The following is a 21,469-nucleotide window of genomic DNA, read 5'->3' on the forward strand; positions in this document are numbered from 1 at the left end:
GTTCGCCCGCCTTGAGACCCCGGTGCCGTGCAACGCCGTCGGGGCGTGCCGCACTGTCGGCCGCGCCGGTTCCTTGATGCCGGGGGTCCGCTGTATCGCGGGCGTATCGAAAATCGCATACACCATCGCAACAGTCTTCCGTCTTCAGTGGAGGCACTGGGAACACATGGGCAGGTCATCGGTCGCCGACAGCGGTCGCCGGTAGACGGGTAAACCGTTCCACGCGGTGGCCGTCTTGCAGCTGGCGCAGCAGGGCAAGCTGAAACTGTCGGACACGGTGGGCACCCACCTTGAGGGCTTCGCCGAGAACATCGCCGAGCAGGTGCCGGGGCCAAGATCCCCCACGGAGCGACGTCATTCGGGGCGTACGGGATCCCGGTCTCCATCGTCAACGGCCAGTGGCAGTACCAGAGCGCCGGTGGCAACCCCGGTGTCAGCGCCAACTGGGACATCTACCCTGACACCGGCTGGGTCGGTGTCATCCTCGGCAACTGCGACGGCGTGCCGATGCGGGAGATGATCGGGCAGGAGACGCAAGCGATCACCGGGGCTGCGCCCGGCGGCGGGGGTGGTGGTGGCTGAGACGGTCCGACGGCCGGTTCGACCTGCCCTGACCCCAAGGCCCCGAGCCGAAGCCCCATCGACCATGCCGTCGGCGGGGTCGGCGGCGCGGGTCCTCAGGGTGTTCCTGACACTCGTCGTCCTACAAGCCCGTTAGAGCTGCCGTCGTTCCGCCCGTCCGGCGTGCCGTGACTCGCGCCGAATGTGATCTGGGTCATGTCGTGTCACGGATTCGCTCCGTCCGGCGACTTGTGGGCGTAACCGCGGAGTGAACGGAGCAGGATCATGACGAAGAACAACGGCGGCCGGACGCACGTCATCGTGATCGGCGGCGGGTACGCCGGAGTCGTCGCGGCCAACCGCCTGACGAGCCGCGACGATGTCGCCGTGACCCTGGTCAACCCCCGCCCGACCTTCGTCGAGCGGATCCGGTTGCACCAACTGGTGGCCGGGTCGGACGACGCGGTCGTCGACTACAAGGACGTGCTGAGCGAAAAGGTCGAGCTCGTGGTCGACGCCGCCACCGAGATCGATCGGGATACGCGGACCGTGTCGCTGGCCGCCGGCGGCCCCCTCCGCTACGACTACCTGATCTACGCGGTGGGCAGCGGCGGCGGCGCGCCGCAGGTGCCCGGCGCGGACCTGACCTACCCGATCGCGACGCTGGAGCAGGCCGAGGTGCTGCGCCGGGCCGTGGCCGACGCGCCCGCCGACGCCGCGCTGACGGTCGTGGGCGGCGGCGCCACCGGCATCGAGACCGCGGCCGAACTCGCCGAGGCCGGCCGGGCCGTCACCCTCGTGTGCGGCGGACAACTCGGCTCCTACCTGCACCCCAACGGGCGCCGCTTCGTCGCCAAGCGGCTCGCCGCACTGGGCGTGACCGTCCTGGATGGGCCCGGCGCCAAGGTGACGTCGGTGACCGCCGACGCCGTACGGCTGGCCGACGGCGGGCAGGTGCTCAGCCACCTGACCATCTGGGCCGCCGGGTTCGACGTGCCCGACCTGGCCGCCCGCAGCGGCCTGCGCACCGACCCCGCGGGCCGCCTCCTCACCGACGAGACCCTGACCAGCATCGACGACGACCGCATCGTCGCCGCCGGAGACGCCGCCTCGCCCTCGGGCATGCCCTACCGGATGGGCTGCCAGTCCGCCCTCCAGCTCGGCCCCCACGCCGCCGACGCCGTCCTGCGCCGCATCGAAGGCGGACGGCCCGACGCCGTCAGCGTCGGCTTCAACGGGCTGTGCGTCAGCCTCGGCCGCGGCACCGGCATCTTCCAGTTCTCGCGCAAGAACGACACCGCCGTCCGTTTCCACCTCGGCGGCCGCGCCGGCGCGCGCATGAAGGAGTTCGTCTGCTCCCACACCATCAAGCAGCTGACCGAAGAAGCGCACAAGCCCGGCGCACGCGCCCTCAAGGCCAAGGACGACACCCGGGAGCAGCGCGTCCGGGACGCCCGCGAGAACCGGCCCGCACACGCGGCCTGACCCCCCGGCGGGCGGGCGGCCCGACGCCGCCCGCCCTGTCCCCGTAATGGCCTGCCTGGAAGGATCCGAGGATGCCCGACCACGCCGCGGACCCGGCGACCGACGCCTTCGTCGCCCACCGCAACCTGCTGTTCACCGTCGCCTACGAGATCCTCGGCTCGGCGGCCGACGCCGAGGACGTCCTCCAGGAGACCTGGCTGCGCTGGGCCGACATCGACCTGGAGCAGGTCCGCGACCAGCGTGCGTTCCTCGTCCGCATCGCCACCCGGCGGGCCCTCGACCGGTTGCGGTCCCTGCGGCGCCGCAAGGAAACCTACGTCGGTCCCTGGCTCCCCGAACCGCTGCTCACCTCACCCGACGTCGCCGACAACGTCGAACTCGCCGAGAGCCTGTCCATGGCCGTGATGCTGGTCCTGGAGACCCTCTCGCCCACCGAACGGGCCGTCTTCGTCCTGCGCGAGGTCTTCGACGTCGGCTACGACGAGATCGCCGAAGCGGTCGGCAAGACCCCCGCCACCGTCCGCCAGATCGCCCACCGCTCCCGCAAGCACGTCGAGGCCCGCCGCCCCCGCGAAGTCGTCTCGCCCCGCCAGGCCGAAGCCGCCCTCGCATCGTTCCAGCACGCCGTCGAGACCGGCGACCTGCAAGGCGTCCTCGACGTGCTCGCCCCCGACGTCGTCCTCATCAGCGACGGCGGCGGCGTCCGAAGCGCCGCGCTGCGCCCCGTCACCGGCGTGGCCAAGGTGCTGCGTCTTCTGCTGGCCAGCCTCGGCGACAAGGAAGGCGCCCTCACCGGCGAACCCGCCACCGTCAACGGCCACCCCGCCCTCCTCCTGCGTCACGACGGCGACATCGACAGCGTCATGACGATCGCCGTCCAGGACGGCCTCGTCACCGGCATCTACTTCGTCCGCAACCCCAACAAACTCACCCACATCACCGCAGCCACCCCCCTCACCCTCAACTGACGCACGGCGCCGTCAGTCGAACTCGGGCGCGTGGTCGAGGGCCCAGGTCGCGAAGTCGCGGGGCGGGCGTCCGGTGAGGCGCTCGACGTGGTCGGTGGTGCGGTTCGACTCCGGACGGTGCAGCGAAGCGGCGACCAACGCGTCCACCAGCCGCTCGGGACGTCCGTCCGCGAGCATTCGCGACCGTGCGAGGTCGGCGGCGACGGCTCGGAAGCGCAGACGGCGCCGGAGCGCGGCACCGAGGAGAGCGACCTGGTCGGCGCGGCCCAGCACCTCGGGTCCCGTCAGCAGGTACGGCCCGTCGTGGGGTGCGAGGAGTGCCGCCACGGCTGCGTCGGCGACGTCGCGTTCGTCCACGACGGCGGTGCGTGCGAAGTCCGGGCCCGACACGACGTCGCCCGTCCGCAACTGTGGCGCCCAGCCACGGGCGTTGGACGCCAACGTGTCGCTTCGCAGCACCACGGGGTGCAGGCCGGCGTTCCGGAGCAGGGCCTCCATGTCCGCGTGCACCTGGACGATGGGGTCGCTCTGGCGTTCGGCTTCGTCGTCGATGGCCGTCGAGGACACGTAGACGACGCGGGGCGCGGCCGCCGCGAGTTCCGCGACCGGATCGTGGGCGGGGGCGGAGTCGAGCATCGGCCAGATCAGGAACACGGCGTCGACGCCCGCGAGGGCCGCGCGCACGGTGGCCGGGTCGGTGAGGTCGCCGGCCGCCCACTCGACTCCCGGACGCGGACCGGGCCGTTCGCGCACGAGGCATCGCACGCGCGCGCCGCGTCCGCGGAGACGGTCGACGACCTCCCGGCCGAGGTTGCCGGACGCACCGGTGACCAGGATCGATGGACGGCCGAAGCCCGTGAGACCGGTGTCGGGCATGATCGAGACGCTAAGGGTTCAGGTCGACATGAAGGCAAGGCGCGCAGCGTGAAGACGATCGGGGAAGTGGCCGCGGACCTCGGGATCGAAGCCCACGTGCTGCGGCACTGGGAAGACGTCGGGGCGCTCACCGTGCGTCGCGACGGCAACGGCCACCGCGTCTACGACGACGGGGCCGTGGAACAGGCGCGGACGGTTCTGAAACTGCGTCGCGTCGGGCTCTCGTTGCCCGAGGTCACCGCCGCGATGGCGCGACGAAGTCGGCGGCACAGGCCGTCGTGAAGGCGAAGATCGCCGGACTCGAAGGCGAGATCGTCCAGAGACGGAAGGCGATCACCTTCCTGCGGCACACCGTCGAGCGCCGGCATCGGTACCTCGACGACTGCCCGGACTGCGCGGCTTTCGTCGGGGAGGCCTGAGCCGGTCGTCCGCCGGGAAGACCGGCCGATCAGCCTTGGCCGAGGTGCTCGATGCGGGCCCTGAGCAGGCAGAACTCGTTGCCTTCGGGGTCGGCGAGCACGTGCCATGGCTCCTCGCCGGTCTGGCCGATGTCCGCCGGGCGCGCCCCGAGCTCCAGGAGGCGTTCGAGTTCGGCGTCCTGATCGCGGTCCGTGGCGTTGACGTCGATGTGCAGCCGGGGCTTCCCCGGCTCCGGCTCGTCGCGGCGGCTCAGGATGATCGTCGGCTGCGGCCCGCCGAACCCCTCGCGCGGCCCGATCTCGATGCAGTCCTCCTCGCGATCGAGCACCACGAAGTCCAGCACCTCGCACCAGAACCGCGCCAGCACCTCGGGGTCGCGGCAACCGAGCACGAGTTCACTGATCCGGCATGCCATGACGAAACCTGCTTTCAGCGTGGGAGCTACCGGCCGCGACCGTACACGGTGGCGCAGGCGGGACGAAACGTGATTTGCGGAGCGTCGCCGTCAGCGGTCGATCCGGTGGTCCTCGGTGTCGAGCCAGACGAACCGGCCGTCCGGGACGACGGCCAGGCCCCACCGGTCAGCGGCCGGGCGGCCCAGCCCGTCCCACCAGCGGAAGGCGTCCTCGGCCTCCCGCCACAGGTCGCGTTCCCCCGACTGACGCACCGGGAACGTCTCCGCACCCGGCCGCCCGGACGGGTCTGGGCGTCCACACCGCGCCCGTGGCACCGCTTATACCGACCGGGCTCCCGTCGCCACGGGCTCGGTGTCCTGCCGGACGCTCGCTCGGCGGGCTCCGGGCCAGAGCCGTTCGCCGAGGGCGGCCAGCGCGGCCGGGAGGAGAACGCCCCTGACCAGGGTGGCGTCGATGAAGATGGCGACCGCGAGGCCGACGCCCATCATCTTGTACTCGATGGCGGACAGGACGGCGAAGACGCTGAACGCGCGATCATGATCGTGGCGGCGCTGGTGACGACGCCGGAGCCGTTGCCGATTCCGGTGACGATCGCCTCGGCGGCGGTGGCGTCGGCCGTGCGGCGCTCGCGGATCCGGCTGAGGATGAAGATGTGGTAATCCATGCTGAGCCCGAAGAGGATCACGAACATGAACAGCGGTAGCCAGCTGGTGATCGCGCCGTAGGGGACGAAGTCGAGCGCCCGGCCCAGGTGACCGTCCTGAAAGCCCCAGGTGAGGACGCCGTAGGCGGCGCCGATCGACAGCAGGTTGAGCAGGATCGAGATCAGCGGGACGGCCACCGACCGAAACGCGACCGCCAGCAGCAGGAAGGCGAGGATCAGCACGAAGCCGTACACCAGCGGGGCTCGGTCTTCGATCATTTGGGTGAAGTCGTAAGCAACGGCGGTCTTGCCCGCGACCGCGTGGCCGACGCCGTCGAGTTCGAGGGCGTCCACTTCGTGGCGCAGTTCGAGGAGGGCCCGGTTGGCCTGTTCTCCTCTGCCGAAGTGGGCGAGCGGGACACGGGCGATCACGATGTCGCCCGAGCGGGCCGTTGTGGTCGGGTGGAGGCTTTCGACCGCGGTTCGGACGGCGGGGGCGTCCAGGGCGCCGGGCTCCTTCTCCCACAGCACCACCTGAGCGGGCGACGGGCTGCCGGGGAACGCCTCCTGCATGCGCAGGGCCGCGTCGACCACGGGGACGTCGCGGGGGAGGCTGTCGGTGACCGCCGCGTCCTGGAGCCGCATCCCGAAGGCGGGCAGCGTCATCACGATCAGGGCGAGCGCGGCGGCCCCGCCCCACAGCAGGGGGCGGCGGACGACGCGGAGCGCCACCGCGTTCCAGACGCGGGATGTGGTGCGGCCCCGGGTCCTGGTGCGGTGGCCGAGCACGGACAGCATCGCGGGCAGCACGGTCACCGACGCGGTCACCGCCAGGCCGACGACGATGAACGTGCCGGCGGTGAGGCCCTTGAAGTTGTCCAGGCCGGTGAACAGCAGGCCGGCCACGCACAGCATCACGGTCAGGCCGGAGACGGCGACCACGTGGCCGGAGGTGCGGGAAGCCGTCCGCAGCGCTTCGGCGACCGAGCGGCCCGCGGCGAGTTCCTCGCGTTGCCGGCGCAGGTAGAACAGCGAGTAGTCGATGGAGACGGCGATGCCGATCAGGAGCACGATGGAGGAGCCGGCGCTGTTGAACGGGACCCAGTGCCCGACGATGCCCAGCACGCCGAAGGTGCCCGCGACGGTGGTCGCCGCCAGCAGCACCGGGATGCCGGCGGTGAGCAGGGAGCCGAACACCACGAGCAGGATCACCAGGGTGAGCGGTATCGAGAAGTACTCGGCCCGTTTCATGTCGTCCTGGATGCCTTCGTCCACCGCCTTGGACAGGCTCATGTCACCGGCGTGCGCCAGGCGGACACCCGGGTGGCGTTTCTGGACGTCGTCGATGCCCCGGACGATCGCGTCGTAGTGCGCGGGCACGGATCGCGGCGGGCCGGCGATCTCGACGACGGCCAGGGCCGAGCGTCCATCGGCGGAGACGAGGTCGGCGCGGCCCGGGTCCAGGGGCGAGTGCACGGTTCCGTGGCCGCGCAGGGTGCTGACGAGGTCGTGGACGGCCGCCCGGCGCACGGGGGCGTCACCTTGGACCAGGATGTTCTCGAGCACGGGGATGTACCCGGTGCGAGACGTCCGGGCCCGGTCGGCCCGCCCGGACTCTCCGGGGTCGTGCTGTTCTTGTCGTCCAGGCCGAGCAGGCCGGAGAACACCACCATGACGACCACCAGCGCGCACCAGCCGCCGATCGCCAGAACACGGTGCCGGACGGACCAGCCCGCGATCCGCTCGGTGATCGGTTTGCTTTCAGGCAGCATGCACTGCTGTCCTTTCTCTGAAGGGGTGTTCCTGTGAGAGCCCGCCCTCGCGGGCGGGTGGGCGCTTCTTCATCGCCGGGCCGTCGAGTTGCCGCTCGACGGCCCGGCCCGTTCGGTCACTCCACGGATTGCAGGATGTCCTCAAGCGACTCCATGCGCTTCTCCATGGCGGCGAGGTGCCGCCCGTTCTCGGTGAGCCGCCGTTCGATGCCTTCCTGCGTCTTGACGCCCTCCTCGGCGAGGCGCCGGTACTCGGCCTCGCGGGCCAGGGTGGCGCGGGCGCGCATGGTGGCGCCCACCTGGACCACCACGACGATGATCAGCGTCGTGATGATGGCGAAGACGCCTATGGCACCGACCACTTCCGTCATGTCCTGCGCATCCATCATTCGGCTCCTTTCTTTCCGTCCGGCACGGTCAGTGTCCGCACGGCCGTCGCGATCTCCTGCGGCGTCAGCTCGATCCGGAACGGGTTGACCGTGTAGTACTTCATCGCCTTTCCGTCCTCCGACAGTTCGGCCCGCCCCGTCACCAGGCCGGCCGCCTCCAGCTTGCGCAGATGCACCTGCAGAAGGGGGCGGCTGATGCCGAGCTCGCGGGCGAGGCGACTCACGTACTCGCGCTCGTCCGACAGTGCCGCCAGGATCCGCAGGCGATGCGGGTTGGCCAGTGTGGCCAGTACCTGCAGCAACTCGTCCCCGCTCATGCAAAGAAAAGTTAGCAGGTGCCTAGCCTGGTTTGCCAACCGTGACGGACGCGAAGGGCCGGGTCCTTGATCGGGCCGGACGGGTGCATGTGCGCGGGGACCGATGTTCGGGGCGGGGAGTTGTCCGCTGAGAACAGGGAGCGTCTCGGACTTGTCACGGGCGTTGACGCTGCCCGGAACGGCAGGAATCATCCGGGCATGTCCGGTGGCCTCAGCACGAGAATGCTCACCGATGCGGACGCCGTCCGCACCGAACGATCACGAATCCTCGCCGAACTTCTCACCATCGTCGACGAACTGGCGGACCGGGCCGTCGCGGTCATGCGGGCGGAGATCCCCGCGTACGCGGACCGGACGGACGACTTCCTCACCGACGTCCGCGAACAGGTCGGACGGCACTACCGCACCAAGCTCGCCGTGCTGCTGGAGGAGCGCACGGTCACGTTCGAGGACATCGCGTTCAGCCGCCGCGCGTCGATGCGGCGGGTGCAGGCCGGGTTCACGCTGGCCGACTACATCAACGCGTTCCGGGTGGGCCAGCAGGTCTTCTGGGAGGCGGTGGTGGCGCACGCGGGGCGCACGTTCGCCGGGCAGGAGGCGGCGCTGTCGCTGGCGGCGCCGCTGATGCGGTACTGCGACCTCGCCAGCACGCACGCGGCGAACGCGTACACGGAGTTCCAGCGGTACGCGGCGGAGGAGAGCGCGCAGGCGAGCCGGGACCTGGTGGAGCTGCTGCTGGACGGCGAGGCGCCGACGCGCGGGCCGCAGCTGGCGACCGCGCACGCGCACGGCCTGACGCCCGGGTCGCGGACGCCGCTGGTGGTGGTCGCGGCCGTCCTGGTGGGGGGCGAGGCGGACGCCCGGCACGCGGCGTGCGCGGCGATCGCGCGGACCGGGGTCGGCAGGCACCGGACGCTCGCGGTCGTGCGGCAGTCGGAGATCGTGGCGGTGCCCGCGCTGGGGCCCGGCGGCGATGCGGGGAAGCTGTGCGACCTGTTGCAGGCCGTCCAGCGGGACCTGCTGGACGAGGACATCGTGCTGGCGATGGGGATCAGCACGGTCGTCGAGGGGACGGCGGAGATCCCGCGGGCGTTCCAGGAGGCGCGGGCGGTGCTGGAGTTCCTGCCCGAGGACGGCGGCGTGGCGGCGCTCCCGCGGATCTCCCCGTTCGAGTACATGGCGCTGCGGGCGGACGACACCGCGCGGCACCTCGTGGATCCGCGCGTCCTCGATCTGCTGGAGGAGGACCGGATGCGCGGCGGGGTGCTGACCGCGACGATCCGGGCGTTCGCGGCGGCGGACCTCAATCTGCGCGCGGCGGCCGAGCGGCTGCAGATCCACCACAACACCGCGCAGTACCGTCTTCGGCGCATCCAGGAGCGGACCGGCAGAAACCTCCGGCATTTCACCGATCTGGTCGATCTGCTCGTGGCGATCGCCCTCCAGGACGTGTTGCCACCGGCCACCAATTCCGGGGCGAAAAGACTGGTGTCCGCGACCAATGAGGAGGGTGGGACCGCCGACGTACCGTCGGCGCATGAATCTCGCTGAGCGGCTCCGGGCCGCCGCCGAACGGTTCGGCGGACGCACGGCCCTCACGCTCGACCGGGAGGGGCTCGGCTACCGCGAGCTGGAGTCGCGGAGCGCGCGGACGGGCGCGCTGCTGCGGCGGCGCGGGATCAGGCCGGGCGACCGGGTCGCGGTGATGCTCCCCAACGTGCCCGAGTTCGCCGTGGTCTACTACGGCATCCTGCGGATCGGGGCGGTGGTCGTCCCGCTGGATCCGCTGCTGAAGCGGCGGGAGATCGCCGCGTATCTGGGCGACTGCGCGGCCCGGTTGGTGATCGCCTGGCACGCGTACGCGGAGACCGTCGAGGCGGGGACGGACGGTACCCGCACCGACTACATGTTCGTCGTGCCGGGCGAGTTCGGACGGCTGCTGCGCGGGGCGCCGCCCGAGGACGATGTCGCGCGGACGTCCGGGGACGACACGGCGGTGCTCCTGTACAGCGCGGGGACGACCGGGCCGACGAAGGGGATCGAGCTGACGCACGCGAACCTGGGCGGGAACGCGGCGACGGTCGCGCGGATGCACGGGCTCGGGGTGGACGACGTCGTGCTCGGCGCGCTGCCGCTGTACCACGCGTTCGGGCAGACGTGCGCGCTGAACGCGACGATCTGCGCGGGCGGGCGGCTCACGCTCCTCGAACGGTTCGACGCGGCGCGCGCGCTGGAAGTGATCCGGCGGGACGGCGTGACGGTGTTCCACGGGGTCCCGGCGATGTTCATCGCGCTGCTGGACCATCCGGCCGTGTCCGACATGTCGATCCTGCGGAGCTGTGTATCGGGGGGTGCCGCACTCCCGCTGGACGTCCTGCGCGCGTTCGAGGAGCTGGGCTGCCCGATCATCGAGGGGTACGGGCTGAGCGAGACGTCGCCGCTGACGTCGTCCAACCGGTCCGGTGCGGGGCGGCGGCCCGGCTCGATCGGCCGGCCGATCCACGGGGTGGAGATGCGGGTGGTCGGCGACGACGGACGCGAGATGCCGCGCGGCGCGATCGGCGAGATCGTCGTGCGGGGCCCGAACGTGATGAAGGGCTACTGGAACGACCCCGCCGCCACCGCGGACGCGATCCGCGACGGCTGGTTCCACACCGGCGACCTGGGCCGCACCGACGACGACGGCGTGTTCTACCTCGTCGACCGCCGCCGCGACGTGATCATCCGCGCGGGCTACACGGTCTACCCGCGCGAGATCGAGGAGGTGCTGTACGAGCATCCGTCGGTGCGGCAGGCCGCGGTCGTCGGCGTCCCGCATCCGGAGGTCGGCGAGGAGATCACCGCCGTGGTGTCGCTGCGCGCCCCCGCGACGGCCGACGAACTGCGCGCGTTCGTCCGCGAACGCGTCGCCGCGTACAAGTACCCGCGCGGATCCGGTTCCTGGACGAGCTGCCCGTCGGCCCCACCGGCAAGATCCTCAAGCGGGCGCTGGCGGCTCCGGCGGCGTCCGTCCGCTAGCCAGGACGGACGACACGCGGTACACGACCGCCACCATCGGGACGGCGATCACCGCGCCCGCGATGCCCGCGAGCAGCGTCCCGGCCGTCACCGCGCCGATGATCACGACCGGGTGCAGGTGCAGCGTCCGTCCCATGATGAGCGGCTGCAGCAGGTGGCTCTCGGCCTGCTGGACGACGACCACCGCCGCGAGGACCAGCAGCGCGTCGGTGACGCCGCCGCCGACGAACGCGATGAGCACCGCCGCCGCACCGGCGATGATCGCGCCCGCGATAGGAACAAAAGCCGCGACGAACGTCAGCAGCGTCAGCGGCAGCGCGAACGGGACGCCGATCAGGACGAGCGCGAGCCCGATCCCGATCGCGTCCACGAGGGCGATCACGACGATGCCGTGCACGTACGACACCAGCGCCCGCCATCCCGCGCGCCCCGCCGCGTCGACCTTCGCCCGCCGCCGTTCGGGCGCGAGCCCCACGAGCCAGCCCCACATGACCTTGCCGTCCTTCAGCATGAAGAACAGCAGGAACAGCGCGATGAGCGCGGCGGCCAGCACCTCCGCCGCCATGCTCGCGCCGGCCACCGGGTCGGGCGACGACCGCTGCGCGGCCCGGATGATCGCGTCGACGACGGAGTCGAGCTGCCGCTCGCTGATCGGCAGCGGCCCGTTGACGAGCTGGTCGCGCGCCCGGTCGAGCCCCGTGGTGAGCCCCTGCCGCATCTGCTCCCACTGGTCGGCGGCCTGCCCGGTGACGAGCGCGATCGGACCGCCGATCGCGATGAGCAGGGTGAGCAGCCCGGCGAGCGCCCCGGCCCACGCGGGCGCCCGCAGCCGCCGCGTCCACCGCGCGACCGGCGACATCAGCGCGCTCAGCAGCAGCGCGGCGATGACCGCCATGGTCAGCGGCGCCAGCAGCACCAGGAAGTAGACGAGCAGCCCGATGGCCGCGGCGATGAGCAGGAAGCATCCCGCGACCGCCGCCGCCTTCCGCAACGTGGACGGAACGGCGCCGAACCCCTTGCCGTCGGCCATCGTGACTCCTTCGTGGATACCCCGGGCTTCAGGCCGGGGAGGGAACGAAACTCCTGCGGAGCAGCACAGGAAAAGATGAACCGCCCCCGGGGCTGATCACCGTTCGCCCCCCTCCTGCCGATTCCGCCGAACGCCTGCGCCCCTCACATCGGCATCGTTAGATTGCGGGGCATGGCGTGCACGGTGAAGCGGGCGTTCAAATACCGCTTCTACCCGACGGACGAGCAGGCGGCCGAGCTCGCCCGCACGTTCGGGTGCGTGCGGCTGGTCTACAACAAGGCCCTCGAAGAACGCACGCGGGCTTGGCGCTCGCAGCGGCACCGCATGTCGTATGCCGATACCTCGGCGGCGTTGACCGCCTGGAAGAAAACCGGCGAACTGGCGTTCCTGAACGAGGTGTCCAGTGTGCCGTTGCAGCAGGCGCTGCGGCACTTGCAGGCCGCGTTCGCGGCATTCTTCGGCAAGCGCGCGAGGTATCCGAGCCTCAAGTCGCGCAAGAAGTCGCGGGCGTCGGCAGAGTACACCCGGTCGGCGTTCACGTGGCGCGACGGTGCACTCACGCTCGCGAAGATGAACGGCCCGCTGGACATCGTGTGGTCGCGTCCGCTGCCCGAGGGTGCCGTGCCGTCCACGGCGACGGTGTCCAAGGACGCGGCCGGGCGGTGGTTCGTTTCCCTCCTCTGTGAAGACACGGTCATCCGCCTGGAGCCGTCGGACAAGGTCGTCGGCCTCGACGCCGGGGTGACCTCGCTGGTCACGTTGTCGACCGGGGAGAAGGTCGCCAACCCCCGGCACGAGCGCCGCGACCGCGAACGCCTCGCCCGCGCGCAGAAGGACATGGCGCGCAAGGCCAAGGGGTCGGCCAACCGGGAGAAGGCCAAGGCGAAGGTCGCGCGGGTGCATGCGCGGATCGCCGACCGGCGGCGCGATTTCCTGCACAAGCTGTCGTCCCGGCTCGTCCACGAGAACCAAGTGGTCGTGATCGAGGATCTCAACGTGCGCAACATGGTCAAAAACCACAGCCTGGCGCGTGCGATCTCGGACGCGGGGTGGCGGGAGCTGCGGGTCATGCTGGAGTACAAGGCCGGCTGGTACGGCCGCGAGTTCGTGGTGATCGACCGGTGGTTCCCCTCCACAAAGACGTGCTCGAAGTGCGGAACCCTCCAGAAGGACATGCCCCTCAATGTGAGGGAGTGGGAGTGCGGCGGGTGCGGTGCCCGGCACGATCGGGACGTCAACGCCGCGCGCAATATTGTGGCCGCCGGGCTGGCGGTGTCTGCCTGTGGAGCCGGTGTGAGACCTCAACGGGAGTCCTCCCGGACGGGGCGGTCGGCGACGAAGCAGGAAACCCAGCGGGCGACCGCTGGACTCCCCCGCCTTTAGGCGGGGGAGGAGGTCAACTCGCCGCTACTACCCAGGCCCCCCGCAAGCAACCACGGGGCGGCGGGTCAGCGGGGGACGAGGCCGCCGTCGGCGAGGAGGATCTGGCCGGTGACGAAGCTGGCGGCGTCGGAGGCGAGGAAGAGGGCGGGGCCGACCATCTCGTCGGGGTCGGCCGCGCGGCCCTGGAGGGCGGCGTTCGCCATCGCCTCCTGCACCTCGGGCGGGTTGTTGCGGACCATGAGGGTGTCGACGGTGCCGGGGGCGAGGGCGTTGACGCGGATGCCGCGGGGGGCGAACTCGGCGGCCATCGAGCGGGTGTAGGACGCCATCGACGCCTTCGCGGCCGCGTACATCGAGACGCCGGGCGACCACATGAACGCGCCGGCGGAGATCACGTTGACGACGGCCGCGCAGGGGCTCTCGGTGAGGTGGTCGAGGGCGCGCTGGACGAGGAAGACGGGGCCGCGGACGTTGACGTCCTGCGACTTCGCGAACGCCTCGGGGGTGAGGCCGCCGAGGGGCTGCGCGAGCGGGTTCGCGGCGTTGTTCACGACGATGTCGATGCGGCCGAACGTGTCGGCGGTGCGGGCGACGAGGGCGTCGAGCGCGTCGAGGTCGCCGAGGTGGGTCGGGACGCCGAGGGCCGCGCCGCCCATCGACTTGAGGTGCGCCTCGGTCTCCGCGCACGGTTCGGGCTTGCGGCTCGCGACGACGACGCTCGAACCGGCGGCGGCGAAGCCCTCGGCGATCGACCGTCCGATGCCGCGGGTGCCGCCGGTGACGATCGCGACGCGTCCGGACAGGTCGAACAGGGTCCGCAGTTTCTCGGCGTCCACGATGCCTCCCGGTATGCGACGTTCGGCGACCTTTGTATCAGAGGTCGGGATCGTCGCCGATGACCTTCCCCGGGTTGAAGAGGTTCAGCGGGTCGAGGGCCTGCTTGACCGCGTGCTGCATCGCGCGGACGCCGAGGGGCAGTTCGCGCTGCATGCCGCCGCGTTTGAGCAGGCCGACGCCGTGCTCGCCGGTGACGGTGCCGCGCAGGTCGATCGCGGCCCGGAGGAGTTCGTCGAACGCGGCCTGCGCGGCGGCGCGGGCGGCGTCGTCGCCGGGCGGGGTGATGAGGAGCGGGTGCAGGTTGCCGTCGCCCGCGTGGGCGATCGTGGCGATGCGGACGCCGTGCCGGCGGCCGATCTCCTCGGTGCGGGCGAGCATCTGCGGGACGGACGAGCGCGGCACGCACACGTCCTCGGTGAGGACGGGCCCGAGGCGTTCGAGCGCGGGGTAGGCGAGGCGGCGGGCCTCGAAGAGGGCCTCGGCCTCGACGGGGTCGGTGGACTGCTCGGCCCACGCGGCGCCCGCGTCGCGGAAGATCGTCGCGATCGCGGCGCCCTCGTCGTCGCCGGACGGGCCGGGGGTGTCTACGCTCGCGAGCAGGTGGGCCTCGGCGCCGGGGCCGATGCCGAGGTGCTTCCATTCCTCGACGGCCTCCAGGCAGGCGCGGTCGAGGAGTTCGAGAGCGGCGGGGACGAGCCCGCGGGCGGTGACCCCGGCGACGGCGCGGCCCGCGGAGACGAGGTCGTCGAAGGCGCGACGACGGTGCGGGGCGCGTCGCGGCGGGCGGGGCGGAGCCGGAGGGTGACCTCGGTGACGACGCCGAGGGTGCCCTCGGAGCCGACGAACAGGCCGGTGAGGTCGTACCCGGCGACGCCCTTGGTGGTGCGGCGGCCGAGGTCGGCGACGGTGCCGTAGGCGCCCGCGGGGCCGCCGACGACGGCCCGCAGGCCGAGGACGTAGTCGCGGGTGACGCCGTACTTCAGGCAGCACAGGCCGCCCGCGTTGGTGGCGACATTGCCGCCGATCGTCGACCAGGGGGCGCTGGCGGGGTCGGGCGGGTACCACAGGCCGTGCTCGGCGACGGCCTTCTTCAGGTCGTCGTTGACGACGCCCGGCTGGACGACCGCGACCATGTTGTCGGTGTCGATCTCGACGACGGCGTTCATCCCGGACAGGTCGAGCACGAGGCAGCCGTCGACGGCGTTGGCGCCGCCGGACAGCCCGGTCCCGGCGCCGCGCGGGACGACGGGGATCCGCAGGTCGGCGCAGGCGGCGACGGCGCGGGAGACCTCGTCGGACGAACGCGCCCGCAGCGCCGCGACGGGCGTCCCGACCGGCGCCCATTCGGCCTCGTCGTGGCCGATGCTCGCGAGGACGTCGGGGTCGGTGATCAGCCGGGCGTCGGGCAACGCCGCGGCGAGCGCCTTGGCCTGGTCGTCATAGGAGGAAATGGGGCACACCTCGCTTTCCGCAAGCCGATGCTACGCGGCGCCCGGCACGTTCCAACGCGCGGGGACCCGGATGAAAGGCGGTTAAGCGTTGTCTGAGAGAACGGTGAGAAACCCCCGAACCAGGCGTTGGCGGGGTACGAGGGTTGCTTACTGTGAGTACATGGAAGCTGGCACACAGGGGACGGCGCCCGCTCGGATCCTGATCGTGGACGACGAACCGGCCGTGCGGGACGCGCTGGCCGGCAGCCTGGAGTTCGAGGGGTACCGCACCGCGGGGGCGGCCGACGGCGTCGCGGCGCTCGACGCGGTGGCGCGCGAGCGTCCCGACCTGGTCGTCCTGGACGTGCTGATGCCGCGGATGGACGGCCTGACGGCGTGCCGGCGGCTGCGGGCGCTCGGCGAGTCCGTCCCGGTGCTGATGCTGACCGCGCGGGACATGGTCGGCGACCGGGTGACGGGCCTGGACGCGGGCGCCGACGACTACCTCGCGAAGCCGTTCGAGCTCGACGAGCTGCTCGCGCGCGTCCGGGCGCTGCTGCGGCGCAGCCGGATGCGCGCGGACGCGGGGACCGCGCGGGACGACGTCCTGGTGTTCGACGACCTGCGGATGGACACCGCGACCCGCGAGGTGACGCGCGCGGGGCGTCCGCTGGAGCTGACCCGCACCGAGTACATGCTGCTGGAGACGTTCCTGGCCCACCCCAGGCAGGTGCTGACGCGGGAGCAGATCCTGAAGGCGGTGTGGGGGTTCGACTTCGAGCCCGCGTCGAACTCCCTGGACGTGTACGTGATGTATCTGCGCCGCAAGACCGAGATCGGCGGGATGCCGCGGCTCGTGCACACCGTCCGCGGTGTCGGGTACGTCCTGCGGACCGCGCCCTCCTGAGCGGACGGCGACGCGATCCTCATGCGGGCTTAATTCACGCCTCAGGGCGCTCCCACACTCGCCGGTGAACGTGGCCGGTATGAGTCACCTTGTCACCGAACGGGGCACGCCCGCCGGGCCTCCCGCCTCCCCGCACGACGGGGGCCGGGGCCGGCTGGTGGAGGTGGTCGTGCCCGTCTACAACGAGGAGCACGTGCTCGCCGCCAGCATCGGCCGCCTGCACGCCTACCTCGCCGATAACTTCCCCTACGCGTTCCGCATCACGATCGCCGACAACGCCAGCACGGACCGGACCTGGACGGTCGCGCGGCGGCTGATGGAGCGGCACCCGCGCGTCCGCGCGATCCGGCTCGCCGAGAAGGGCCGCGGCCGCGCGCTGCGGCACGCGTGGAGCACGAGCGACGCCGACGTCGTCGCCTACATGGACGTCGACCTGTCCACGGACCTGGACGCGTTCCTGCCGCTGGTCGCGCCGCTCATCTCCGGGCACAGCGACCTGGCGATCGGCAGCCGCCTCACCCGCGGTTCGGCGGTCGTGCGCGGCCCGCGCCGGGAGGTGATCTCGCGCTGCTACAACCTGCTGCTGCGCGCCACGCTCGCCGCCGGGTTCAGCGACGCGCAGTGCGGCTTCAAGGCCGCCCGCACCGAGATCGTCCAGGCGCTGCTGCCGCAGGTCGAGGACGAGGAGTGGTTCTTCGACACCGAGTTGCTGCTGCTCGCCGAACGCAACGGGCTGCGCATCCACGAGGTACCGGTCGACTGGGTGGACGCCCGGACAGCCGCGTCGACGTGCTGCGCACCGCGCGCGACGACCTGCGCGGCATGGCCCGCGTCGGGCGCCGCATGGTGACGGGCGCGTTCCGCGCGCCGGTCAGCGGGCGCGGCGCCGACCGGGGGCGAGCGCGGCTGCCCGCCGGGATGGCGCACCAACTGCCCGCGTTCGCGGTGATCGGGGTCTTCTCGACGCTCGCGCAGCTCGTCCTGTTCGTCCTGTTCCGGCTGGTGATGGGGCCGCTGTGGGCGAACGCCCTGTCGCTGGTGATCACCACGATCGGCAACACCGCCGCGAACCGGCGCTTCACGTTCGGCGTCACCGGCCCCCGGCGGGCGTTCCGGCAGCAGCTCGAAGGCGGCCTGGCGTTCCTGATCGGGCTGGCGCTCAGCACCGGCGGGCTCGCGCTGCTGCACGCCGCCGCGCCCGGCTCGTCCCGGACGGTCGAGGTGGTCGCGCTCGTCGCCGCGAACGGGACGGCGACGCTGGTGCGCTTCCTGCTGATGCGCGCCTGGATCTTCCACCCGCGCCGGCTGGGCGCCGGTTCCGGGCCCGCGGCGCCCGACGCGCGGGCCGCCGCCACCGCCGAGGAGACCGGAGGACCGGTGTCATGACCACGACCACGATCTCCCCGCGGCCCGCGCGGGAGCGGGCCGCCGCCGGGCGCGGACGGGCGAGGCGCCTGTTCCTCGGCGCGCCGGACGATCCGCGCTGGGCGCGTCCCGCGCTGTGGGCCGTCCTCGTCCTGGCCGCCGCGCTGTACGCGTGGGGCCTGACCGAGGCGGGCTACGCGAACTCGTACTATTCGGCCGCCGTGAAGAGCGGCACGCAGAGCTGGAAGGCGTTCTTCTTCGGTTCCCTGGACGCCGGGTCGTACATCACCGTCGACAAGCCGCCGATGGCGCTGTGGGCGATGGGCCTGTTCGCGCGCGTCCTCGGGTTCGGCTCGTGGAGCCTGCTGCTGCCGCAGGTCGTCGCGGGCGTCGCCGCCGTCGCCGTGCTGTACGCGACGGTCCGGCGCGCGTTCGGCCACCCGGCGGCGCTCGTCGCGGCGTCCGTCCTGGCCCTGACGCCGATCACGGTCGCGATCAACCGCGACAACAACCCCGACACGCTGCTGCTCCTGTTCCTGGTCGGGGCCGTGTGGGCGACGCAGCGCGCCATCGACACCGGCCGCGTGCGACCGCTGCTCCTCGCCGCGTTCCTCGTCGGCTGCGGCTTCAACACCAAGATGCTGCAGGCGTTCATCATCGTGCCCGCGCTCGCGCTCGCGTACCTGATCGCGGCCCGGCCCGGGCCGGTGCGGCGGGTGCTGCACCTGCTCGCGGCCGGTGGCGTGCTGGCCGTGTCGAGCTTCTGGTGGATCGCGATCGTGGACCTCGTCCCGGCGGGCGCCCGCCCGTTCATCGGCGGCAGCACGGACGGGACGGCCTGGGACCTCGTCATCGGCTACAACGGCCTCGGCCGCGTGTTCGGCCAGGGCGGCGGACCGGGCGGCGGGGGCGGCGGCCCCGGCGGAGGCGGCGGGTTCGGCGGCGCGGCGGGCGCCGGACGCCTGTTCAACGACACGATCGGCGGGCAGATCTCGTGGCTGCTGCCGCTCGCGGCGATCTGCCTGGCCGCCGGTCTCGCGCTCACGATCCGGCGGCCGCGCACCGACTCGCGGCGCGCGTCGCTGCTGCTGTGGGGCGGGACGCTGGCCCTGCACTACGTCGTGTTCAGCTTCGCGCAGGGCACGTTCCACCCGTACTACACGACCGCGATGGCCCCCGCGATCGGCGCGCTCGTCGGCGGCGGCGCCGTCCTGCTCCTGGACGCCTCGCGCCGCTCGGCCGCGTGGGCGCTCGTCCTCCCGGCGGGGGTCGCGGTCACCGGCTGGTGGGCGTTCACGCTGCTGGCCCGCACCCCGTCGTGGCACCCGTGGCTGCGCTGGGCCGTCGCCGGAGCCGCCGTCCTCGCGGTCGCCGCGCTGATCGCTTGCAGGCTTCCGAAGGCCGCGCGCGCGGGACGTCCCGTCCTGCGGGCCGGGATCGTGTGCGCGCTCGTGGCGGCGCTGGCCGGTCCGGGCGCCTACGCGGTGTCGGCCGCCGCCACCTCGCCGAACGCGACGAACCCGCTCGCGGGCCCGTCGTCCGGGCGCGGTTTCGGCGGCGGGCCCGGCGGGATGCCGGGCGGCGCCGGGCCCGGTGGCGGAGAGCGCGGCGGTCCGCGCGGGACGGGCGGCTTCCCGGGCGGGCAGTTCCCGGGCGGGCAGGCGCCGGGCGGCCGGCCGCAGGGCGGCATGACGATGCCCGGCGGTGGCGGCGCGCGTCCCGGCGGCGGACCCGGCGGCGGCGTGGACGAGCAGATGATCGCCTACCTGGAGCAGAACCAGGGCGACGCGACGTGGCTCGTGGCCGTCTCCAGCGCCCAGGAGGCGTCGCAGATCATCTTGGAGACCGGACGGGCCGCCATCGCCATGGGCGGCTTCACCGGCGGCGATCCCGCGATGACCGTCGAGAAGCTCCAGCGGATGGTCGAGGACGGCGAGCTGCGGTACATCGTGCTCGGCGGCGGCATGGGCGGCCCCGGTGGACGCGGCGGACGCGACGGCGGTTCGGACGACGTCACCGCGTGGGTGCGGCAGCACGGGACGCTCGTCCGGCCGAGCGAGTACGGCGGCACGGCGGCGTCCACCGGCACCGGTTCCGGCTCCGGCCTGTACCGGCTGGGCTGACGGGAGGGACACCATGACCTCGACACTTCCGGGCGCACCGCCCGACTCGACCGCCCCGGCGGCGCGCCGGGACCGGCTCGTCCGGCGGCTGCTGCGCGGCCCCGCCGCCGATCCGGTCTGGGCCCGGCCCGCGCTGCTGGTGCTGCTGGCGGCCACGGCCGTCCTGTACCTGTGGGGGCTGGGCGCCTCCGGATGGGCGAACTCGTTCTACTCGGCGGCCGTGCAGGCGGGCGCGACGAGCTGGTCGGCGTTCTTCTTCGGCGCGTCGGACGCGGCGGGCGCCATCACCGTCGACAAGCCGCCGGGCGCGCTGTGGCCGATGGCGCTGGCCGCGCGCGTGTTCGGCGTCAACGCGTGGAGCATCCTGGTCCCGCAGGCGCTGATGGGCGTGGCCACGGTCGGGACGCTGTACGCGGCCGTCCACCGCCGGTTCCCGGCCTGGGCGGGACTGCTGGCGGGGGCGGCGCTGGCGCTGACGCCGGTCGCGGCGCTGATGTTCCGGTTCAACAACCCGGACGCGCTGCTGGTGCTGCTGCTGACGCTCGGCGCCTACGGGATCGTCCGCGCGCAGGAGGGCGCGAGCACCCGCTGGCTGGTGTTCGCAGCCGCCTGCGTCGGGACGGGCTTCCTCGCCAAGATGCTGCAGGCGTTCCTGGTCGTGCCGGTGTTCGCGCTGGTGTATCTGGTGGCCGCGCCGACGCCCGTCCGGCGGCGGCTGTGGCAGCTGGCGCTCGCCGGGGGCGCGCTGCTGGTGTCGGCGGGCTGGTGGGTCGCGATCGTGGCCGTGGTGCCCGCTTCGTCGCGTCCCTACATAGGCGGTTCGCAGCACGACTCGGTGCTGGAGCTGGCGCTCGGCTACAACGGGCTCGGACGCCTCAACGGGGACGAGACGGGCGGCCTCGGCAACACGAACCAGGACGCCGGCTGGGGCCGCATGTTCGGTTCGGTGATCGGCGGCCAGGTGTCGTGGCTGCTGCCCGCCGCGATCGTCCTGCTCGCCGCCGGGCTGTGGGCGACGCGGCGGGCGCCGCGCACCGACCCGGCCCGCGCGGCGCTGGGCCTGTGGGGCGGCTGGCTGCTGCCGACGGCCGTGATCTTCAGCCACATGCAGGGGATCTTCCACGAGTACTACACGGTCGCGCTGGCCCCGGCGGTCGCGGCGCTCGTCGGGATCGGCGCGGCGGTGCTGTGGGAGCGGCGCCGCGCCGCGTGGGCGTCGGCCGTCCTGGCGGCGGCGGTCGCGGTCACGGCGGTGTGGCGCAGGTGCTGCTCGACCCGCAGCGTGTCCTGGAACGCGTGGCTCGGCCCGGTGGTCGCGGGGTGCGGGGGGCTCCGCGGCCGCCGCGATCGCCGCCGAACCGGCTGCTGCGCGGACGGACGCTCGGCGGCGCGCTCGTCCTGGCCGTCGCGGCGAGCCTCGCCGGGCCGGGGGCGTACGCGGTGGAGACCGTCCGGACGCCGCACACGGGCGCGATCGTCACCGCGGGCCGAGCACGTCCGGCGGCGGTTCGGCCGGGCGCGGCGGCGGC

21 protein-coding genes and 2 pseudogenes are annotated in these 21,469 nt (G+C 72.7%); 13 read left to right on the forward strand and 10 right to left on the reverse strand.

What is annotated here, in order from left to right; genetic code table 11:
- Positions 1–846: 846 nt before the first annotated feature.
- Both BJF79_RS41100 and BJF79_RS41105 read left to right on the forward strand, forming a co-directional pair.
- A complete protein-coding gene (locus tag BJF79_RS41100; RefSeq protein ID WP_075905547.1) occupies positions 847–2,046 on the forward strand; it encodes an NAD(P)/FAD-dependent oxidoreductase in 1,200 nt (399 codons plus the stop codon).
- Positions 2,047–2,117: 71 nt separating this feature from the next.
- Positions 2,118–3,014, forward strand: coding sequence for an RNA polymerase sigma-70 factor (locus BJF79_RS41105; RefSeq protein ID WP_075905549.1), 897 nt, complete (start codon positions 2,118–2,120; stop codon positions 3,012–3,014).
- Between the two features lie 12 nt (positions 3,015–3,026).
- Here BJF79_RS41105 and BJF79_RS41110 read toward each other — a convergent pair whose 3' ends face one another.
- Entirely contained in the window at positions 3,027–3,890 is an 864-nt protein-coding gene (locus BJF79_RS41110) for an SDR family oxidoreductase (protein ID WP_075905551.1), read from the reverse strand.
- A 48-nt stretch (positions 3,891–3,938) separates the two neighbouring features.
- On the opposite strand from BJF79_RS41110, the gene BJF79_RS64080 reads away from it, so the two are divergent.
- Complete coding sequence (locus tag BJF79_RS64080; protein WP_262403339.1) at positions 3,939–4,172, forward strand: MerR family transcriptional regulator; 234 nt, start codon at positions 3,939–3,941, stop codon at positions 4,170–4,172.
- Positions 4,169–4,309, forward strand: coding sequence for a hypothetical protein (locus BJF79_RS64085; RefSeq protein WP_262403340.1), 141 nt, complete (start codon positions 4,169–4,171; stop codon positions 4,307–4,309). The genes BJF79_RS64080 and BJF79_RS64085 overlap by 4 nt, the downstream gene beginning before the upstream one ends.
- 29 nt (positions 4,310–4,338) lie before the next feature.
- Here the strand turns inward: BJF79_RS64085 and BJF79_RS41120 are convergent, their stop codons facing one another.
- The 4 genes from BJF79_RS41120 to BJF79_RS41130 all read right to left on the reverse strand — a co-directional run bounded on the left by BJF79_RS41120 (position 4,339) and on the right by BJF79_RS41130 (position 6,935).
- Positions 4,339–4,725: a VOC family protein gene (locus BJF79_RS41120; protein WP_075905553.1), complete on the reverse strand. Its 387-nt coding sequence runs from the start codon at positions 4,723–4,725 to the stop codon at positions 4,339–4,341.
- Between the two features lie 90 nt (positions 4,726–4,815).
- Positions 4,816–4,977, reverse strand: a complete 162-nt coding sequence (locus tag BJF79_RS41125; protein ID WP_187357133.1) for a hypothetical protein — start codon at positions 4,975–4,977, stop codon at positions 4,816–4,818.
- Between the two features lie 66 nt (positions 4,978–5,043).
- On the reverse strand, positions 5,044–5,214 hold the full coding sequence (locus BJF79_RS64090; RefSeq protein ID WP_262403341.1) for a hypothetical protein: 171 nt from the start codon (positions 5,212–5,214) through the stop codon (positions 5,044–5,046).
- The gene (locus BJF79_RS41130) at positions 5,211–6,935 is read right to left on the reverse strand and encodes an MMPL family transporter (protein ID WP_262403342.1); all 1,725 of its coding nucleotides are present in this window, start codon (positions 6,933–6,935) and stop codon (positions 5,211–5,213) included. Before BJF79_RS41130 ends, BJF79_RS64090 begins: the two co-directional genes overlap by 4 nt.
- A 105-nt stretch (positions 6,936–7,040) precedes the next feature.
- Here BJF79_RS41130 and BJF79_RS64095 point away from each other — a divergent pair, with 105 nt between their 5' ends.
- Positions 7,041–7,178: a hypothetical protein gene (locus tag BJF79_RS64095; RefSeq protein WP_262403343.1), complete on the forward strand. Its 138-nt coding sequence runs from the start codon at positions 7,041–7,043 to the stop codon at positions 7,176–7,178.
- 79 nt (positions 7,179–7,257) lie between these two features.
- Here BJF79_RS64095 and BJF79_RS41135 read toward each other — a convergent pair whose 3' ends face one another.
- Positions 7,258–7,530, reverse strand: coding sequence for a hypothetical protein (locus tag BJF79_RS41135; protein ID WP_262403344.1), 273 nt, complete (start codon positions 7,528–7,530; stop codon positions 7,258–7,260).
- Positions 7,527–7,847: an ArsR/SmtB family transcription factor gene (locus BJF79_RS41140; protein ID WP_075905555.1), complete on the reverse strand. Its 321-nt coding sequence runs from the start codon at positions 7,845–7,847 to the stop codon at positions 7,527–7,529. The genes BJF79_RS41135 and BJF79_RS41140 overlap by 4 nt, the downstream gene beginning before the upstream one ends.
- Positions 7,848–8,045: 198 nt before the next feature.
- Between BJF79_RS41140 and BJF79_RS41145 the strand changes: the two genes are divergently transcribed.
- Both BJF79_RS41145 and BJF79_RS67870 read left to right on the forward strand, forming a co-directional pair.
- The gene (locus BJF79_RS41145) at positions 8,046–9,398 is read left to right on the forward strand and encodes a PucR family transcriptional regulator (protein WP_075905557.1); all 1,353 of its coding nucleotides are present in this window, start codon (positions 8,046–8,048) and stop codon (positions 9,396–9,398) included.
- Positions 9,385–10,716, forward strand: a pseudogene (locus BJF79_RS67870) (long-chain-fatty-acid--CoA ligase); the annotation flags it as partial. The gene BJF79_RS41145 and the pseudogene BJF79_RS67870, both read left to right, overlap by 14 nt.
- A gap of 108 nt (positions 10,717–10,824) precedes the next feature.
- On the opposite strand, the gene BJF79_RS41155 reads toward BJF79_RS67870, so the two are convergent.
- A complete protein-coding gene (locus tag BJF79_RS41155; protein WP_075905559.1) occupies positions 10,825–11,895 on the reverse strand; it encodes an AI-2E family transporter in 1,071 nt (356 codons plus the stop codon).
- A gap of 171 nt (positions 11,896–12,066) precedes the next feature.
- Here BJF79_RS41155 and BJF79_RS41160 point away from each other — a divergent pair, with 171 nt between their 5' ends.
- Complete coding sequence (locus BJF79_RS41160) at positions 12,067–13,278, forward strand: RNA-guided endonuclease InsQ/TnpB family protein (protein WP_075905561.1); 1,212 nt, start codon at positions 12,067–12,069, stop codon at positions 13,276–13,278.
- A 65-nt stretch (positions 13,279–13,343) separates the two neighbouring features.
- On the opposite strand, the gene BJF79_RS41165 is transcribed toward BJF79_RS41160, so the two are convergent.
- Positions 13,344–14,114, reverse strand: a complete 771-nt coding sequence (locus BJF79_RS41165; protein WP_075905563.1) for an SDR family NAD(P)-dependent oxidoreductase — start codon at positions 14,112–14,114, stop codon at positions 13,344–13,346.
- Positions 14,115–14,151: 37 nt separating this feature from the next.
- Positions 14,152–15,566: pseudogene (locus BJF79_RS41170) on the reverse strand (FAD-binding oxidoreductase).
- 160 nt (positions 15,567–15,726) lie between these two features.
- Here BJF79_RS41170 and BJF79_RS41175 point away from each other — a divergent pair.
- The 5 genes from BJF79_RS41175 to BJF79_RS41190 form a co-directional block, all read left to right on the forward strand.
- Complete coding sequence (locus tag BJF79_RS41175) at positions 15,727–16,452, forward strand: response regulator transcription factor (protein WP_075905565.1); 726 nt, start codon at positions 15,727–15,729, stop codon at positions 16,450–16,452.
- A gap of 79 nt (positions 16,453–16,531) precedes the next feature.
- The gene (locus BJF79_RS64110) at positions 16,532–17,302 is read left to right on the forward strand and encodes a dolichyl-phosphate beta-glucosyltransferase (RefSeq protein WP_262403347.1); all 771 of its coding nucleotides are present in this window, start codon (positions 16,532–16,534) and stop codon (positions 17,300–17,302) included.
- Positions 17,242–17,838: a GtrA family protein gene (locus BJF79_RS64115; protein WP_262403348.1), complete on the forward strand. Its 597-nt coding sequence runs from the start codon at positions 17,242–17,244 to the stop codon at positions 17,836–17,838. The genes BJF79_RS64110 and BJF79_RS64115 overlap by 61 nt, the downstream gene beginning before the upstream one ends.
- Positions 17,835–19,940 carry an ArnT family glycosyltransferase gene (locus BJF79_RS41185; protein ID WP_075905567.1) on the forward strand — a complete coding sequence of 702 codons (2,106 nt, stop codon included), beginning with the start codon at positions 17,835–17,837 and terminating at the stop codon, positions 19,938–19,940. The genes BJF79_RS64115 and BJF79_RS41185 overlap by 4 nt, the downstream gene beginning before the upstream one ends.
- Positions 19,941–19,953: 13 nt before the next feature.
- The coding region (locus BJF79_RS41190; protein WP_143220841.1) for an ArnT family glycosyltransferase at positions 19,954–21,469 on the forward strand (1,516 nt) is incomplete at its 3' end.

The organism is Actinomadura sp. CNU-125 (assembly GCF_001942465.1).
GTDB lineage: Bacteria > Actinomycetota > Actinomycetes > Streptosporangiales > Streptosporangiaceae > Spirillospora.

What these genes read in the sequence shown, in the direction of transcription:
- BJF79_RS64095 (WP_262403343.1), top strand. Translation starts at nt 7,041, where the DNA reads ATGACGACCACCAGCGCGCACCAGCCGCCGATCGCCAGAACACGGTGC.
- BJF79_RS64090 (WP_262403341.1), bottom strand. Translation starts at nt 5,214, where the DNA reads ATGATGGGCGTCGGCCTCGCGGTCGCCATCTTCATCGACGCCACCCTG.
- BJF79_RS41100 (WP_075905547.1), top strand. Translation starts at nt 847, where the DNA reads ATGACGAAGAACAACGGCGGCCGGACGCACGTCATCGTGATCGGCGGC.
- BJF79_RS41175 (WP_075905565.1), top strand. Translation starts at nt 15,727, where the DNA reads ATGGAAGCTGGCACACAGGGGACGGCGCCCGCTCGGATCCTGATCGTG.
- BJF79_RS41110 (WP_075905551.1), bottom strand. Translation starts at nt 3,890, where the DNA reads ATGCCCGACACCGGTCTCACGGGCTTCGGCCGTCCATCGATCCTGGTC.
- BJF79_RS41145 (WP_075905557.1), top strand. Translation starts at nt 8,046, where the DNA reads ATGTCCGGTGGCCTCAGCACGAGAATGCTCACCGATGCGGACGCCGTC.
- BJF79_RS64110 (WP_262403347.1), top strand. Translation starts at nt 16,532, where the DNA reads ATGAGTCACCTTGTCACCGAACGGGGCACGCCCGCCGGGCCTCCCGCC.
- BJF79_RS41105 (WP_075905549.1), top strand. Translation starts at nt 2,118, where the DNA reads ATGCCCGACCACGCCGCGGACCCGGCGACCGACGCCTTCGTCGCCCAC.
- BJF79_RS41155 (WP_075905559.1), bottom strand. Translation starts at nt 11,895, where the DNA reads ATGGCCGACGGCAAGGGGTTCGGCGCCGTTCCGTCCACGTTGCGGAAG.
- BJF79_RS41135 (WP_262403344.1), bottom strand. Translation starts at nt 7,530, where the DNA reads ATGATGGATGCGCAGGACATGACGGAAGTGGTCGGTGCCATAGGCGTC.
- BJF79_RS41185 (WP_075905567.1), top strand. Translation starts at nt 17,835, where the DNA reads ATGACCACGACCACGATCTCCCCGCGGCCCGCGCGGGAGCGGGCCGCC.
- BJF79_RS41160 (WP_075905561.1), top strand. Translation starts at nt 12,067, where the DNA reads ATGGCGTGCACGGTGAAGCGGGCGTTCAAATACCGCTTCTACCCGACG.
- BJF79_RS41140 (WP_075905555.1), bottom strand. Translation starts at nt 7,847, where the DNA reads ATGAGCGGGGACGAGTTGCTGCAGGTACTGGCCACACTGGCCAACCCG.
- BJF79_RS41120 (WP_075905553.1), bottom strand. Translation starts at nt 4,725, where the DNA reads ATGGCATGCCGGATCAGTGAACTCGTGCTCGGTTGCCGCGACCCCGAG.